The organism is Streptomyces milbemycinicus, assembly GCF_002154605.1.
In the GTDB taxonomy this organism is placed as follows: Bacteria; Actinomycetota; Actinomycetes; order Streptomycetales; family Streptomycetaceae; genus Streptomyces; species Streptomyces milbemycinicus.
Genome location: NZ_MUNE01000782.1, coordinates 1 through 3073 on the forward strand (window position 1 = coordinate 1; position 3073 = coordinate 3073).

The window sequence follows — 3073 nt, forward strand, 5'->3', positions numbered from 1 at the left end:
CCCCTCCCGTGCAGCGGCCCATGCCGACCCCGGCCCATGGCACCACCCTTCCGCCCGGCATCCACCCCGGCGCGACCCCCGCGCACGGCACCCAGGTGCCGCCCGCGGCGGCCCAGGCCGTACCGCCACCCGGGATGACCCCGGCTCATGGCACCCAGATGCCCCCGGCCGCGATGCCCCCGGTTGCGATGGCCCCGACCGGGATGACACCGACCGGGATGACACCGGCCCACGGCACCCAGCTTCCGCCGGGCGCGCAGGCGGACCCGGCCGCCGCCACCGCCCAGCTGCCGCAGCAGTCCGGGCAGCCCCTGCAGTCCCAGCCGGGGCAGGCCGCGCAGTGGCAGCACTACGACCCGTGGACATCGGCGCCGGACGTGCCGCGGAAGCCCTCCCGCCGCCGCGGCCTGGTCGGGGCCGTGCTGATTGCGCTGATCGCCGGCTGTCTCGGCGGCGGTATCGGCGCGTATCTGGAGCATGAGCGGACCACCGAGGACAGCGCGGTGCACCTTCCGCAGGCGTCGGCCGACCAGGGGGCGGTCGACCCGGACAGCGTGTCGGGCATCGCCGCGCGGGCGCTGCCGGGCGTGGTCACCATCCATGTCAGCGGCGGCACGGAGCAGGCCACCGGCACCGGCTTCGTGCTCGACGAGCAGGGCCATATCCTCACCAACAACCACGTGGTGGAGCCCGCCGGTTCGGGCGGCGCCATATCGGTGACGTTCAACGGCGGCGAGGTGGCGGACGCCAAGGTGATCGGCCGGGACAGCGGCTACGACCTGGCGGTCATCAAGGTCGACGGTGTCTCAGGACTGCATCCGCTGGCCCTCGGCAACTCCGACTCCGTGCGCGTCGGCGACCCCGTCGTGGCGATCGGCGCCCCGTACGATCTGGCGGGCACCGTGACCTCCGGGATCATCAGCGCCAAGGAGCGCCCCATCACCGCGGGCGGTGAGGAGGGGGACGGCAGCGATATCAGCTATGTCGACGCGCTCCAGACCGACGCCCCGATAAACCCGGGCAACTCCGGCGGCCCGCTGGTGGATTCCAAGGCGCGGGTCATCGGCATCAACAGCGCGATCCGTGCGGCGGACGACGGTTCGGGGCTCGGCGGCAGCCAAGGCGGCAGCATCGGCCTGGGCTTCGCGATCCCGATCAACCAGGGCAAACGGGTCGCCGAGGAGCTGATCAACACCGGCAAGGCCACCCATCCTGTGATTGGTGTCACGCTCGACATGGAGTACGCGGGGGACGGCGCGCGGGTGCACACCCGGGGCGCCGACGGCCCGCCGGTCAACCCGGACGGCCCGGGGGACAAGGCCGGGATCAAGGCCGGTGACATCGTCACGGAGGTGGACGGCGTGCGGGTGCACAGCGGGCAGGAGTTGATCGTCAAGATCCGCAGCCACCGCCCCGGCGACCGGCTCCGGCTGACGCTGCGCCGGGACGGCCGGGAGCGGACGGTGGAGCTGACGCTCGGTTCGGCCAGCGGCAGCGGCTGACGCGCCCAACGGCAGCGGCTGACGGCGGCTGACGCCCGGGGGCACCTCCCAGCGATGGCTGGGGGAGGGTGATGTCCGGCGCGAGACGCCCGATGTTGGTCCGGGCGTCTCCCGCCCCGCCCCTGCCGACAGGTACCGTGTTCAGTGGCCTGGACCGTGGCCACAGACGTCCCTAGGAGCTGCAAGGTGTTCTTCGACATAGGACCCCTCGAGCTGATCGCGCTCGTCATCCTTGCGGTGCTCGTCTTCGGCCCGGAGAAGCTTCCGAAGGTCATCCAGGATGTGTCGCGGTTCATACGCAAGGTGAGGGAGTTCTCCGACAACGCCAAGGAGGACATCCGCTCCGAGCTGGGCCCGGAGTTCAAGGACTTCGAGTTCGAGGACCTGAATCCGAAGAACTTCGTCCGCAAGCATGTGCTCGACTCGGACGAGATGGGCCTCAAGGAGATCCGTAACGGCTTCGACCTCCGCAAGGAGATGGCCGAGGTCGCGGACGCGGTGAACGGCCGGGAGAGTGACGCCGGACACGGCTCTTCCGGTTCTTCCCCGACCTCGAAGTCCGGCGGCGGATCCGGCTCCGACGGCGGCTCCAGCACCCCTGACCTGCTGCGCAAGCGCGAAGAGCCGGGGCGCGAGGAGCGTCCGCCTTTCGACTCCGACGCCACTTGATCCCCCCGTATGCCCGGCCTGGTTGACCCGTATGGCTATCCTCCCTTTGTCCGGGGTGAGGTCGCCTGAGGGGGGCGGGCCGCCCACGACGCAGGGCAACGAGGAGGCTCCGCGCAGATGGAGACGACGAGTCGGCTAGGGGAGCAAGGGGTGGCTGGTACAGCGGGCGCGTCCGCCGAGGACGCCGCGTCGGCCGCTCAAGGGATCCCCGCCGACGCTCGGCGGAGGGTCGACGGCTACCTGATGGCCGCCTTCCCGTGGTACGGCCTTGACGAGGCGTTCACGGGGCGGCGCCGGCTGATGCAGGTGGGCGCGGCCGCTGACGGCACGGTCGAGCACGGCTCCACCGGGCACGGCGACGAGCCGTCGCTGCGCGCCGAGACCGAGCCGGACCAGCAGCGCTTCGCGGTCGTGGTGACCGTGGCCAGCCGCCCGGTGCGGGACAGCGCGGACGGTACGGGCGTTCTGGAGGCCACCTCGGTCTCCTCGGCGGCCTGGCTGGCCGGGTCCGGGCTGCTGTCGTCGACCTGGCCGACGCGTATGGAGCGCGCGCTGCGCCAGGACTGGCTGGACCAGCAGACCGCGATCGCCTGGGAGCTCGCGGACGACCTCGACGGCCCGGGCTGGTCGCAGCTGTCGCTGCCGGTGGACGGGGTCCCGACCGACTTCCACTACCGCGAGTCCGAGTACGGCTGGGTGCTGGCCGGATCGGCCCGCGAGGGCGTACACATCGGTGCGTACGGGCGCGGGATGAGCGCGTACGGGCTGGGCTTCGCGGTGATCAAGGACATCACCGCGTACGAGTAACAGCCGGACAGCAGGCAGTACGAAAAGACCGGGCGGCCCCCTCAGGAGGCCGCCCGCAGCTCTTCGTGCCCGCTTGAGCCCGCTTAAGCGGGCTC

3 protein-coding genes are annotated in these 3073 nt (G+C 71.7%); all 3 read left to right on the forward strand.

The features are described 5' to 3' along the window. A partial coding sequence (locus CCN51_RS46085) for a S1C family serine protease (protein ID WP_107426250.1) occupies window positions 1-1502 on the forward strand: 1502 nt, incomplete at its 5' end. Window positions 1503-1688: 186 nt separating this feature from the next. Further along, window positions 1689-2171, forward strand: a complete 483-nt coding sequence (locus CCN51_RS46090; protein WP_014176673.1) for a sec-independent translocase — start codon at window positions 1689-1691, stop codon at window positions 2169-2171. Between the two features lie 117 nt (window positions 2172-2288). Continuing rightward, window positions 2289-2978 (forward strand): hypothetical protein, encoded by a 690-nt coding sequence (locus tag CCN51_RS46095; protein WP_043486863.1) that lies wholly within the window; start codon window positions 2289-2291, stop codon window positions 2976-2978. Window positions 2979-3073 lie beyond the last annotated feature (95 nt).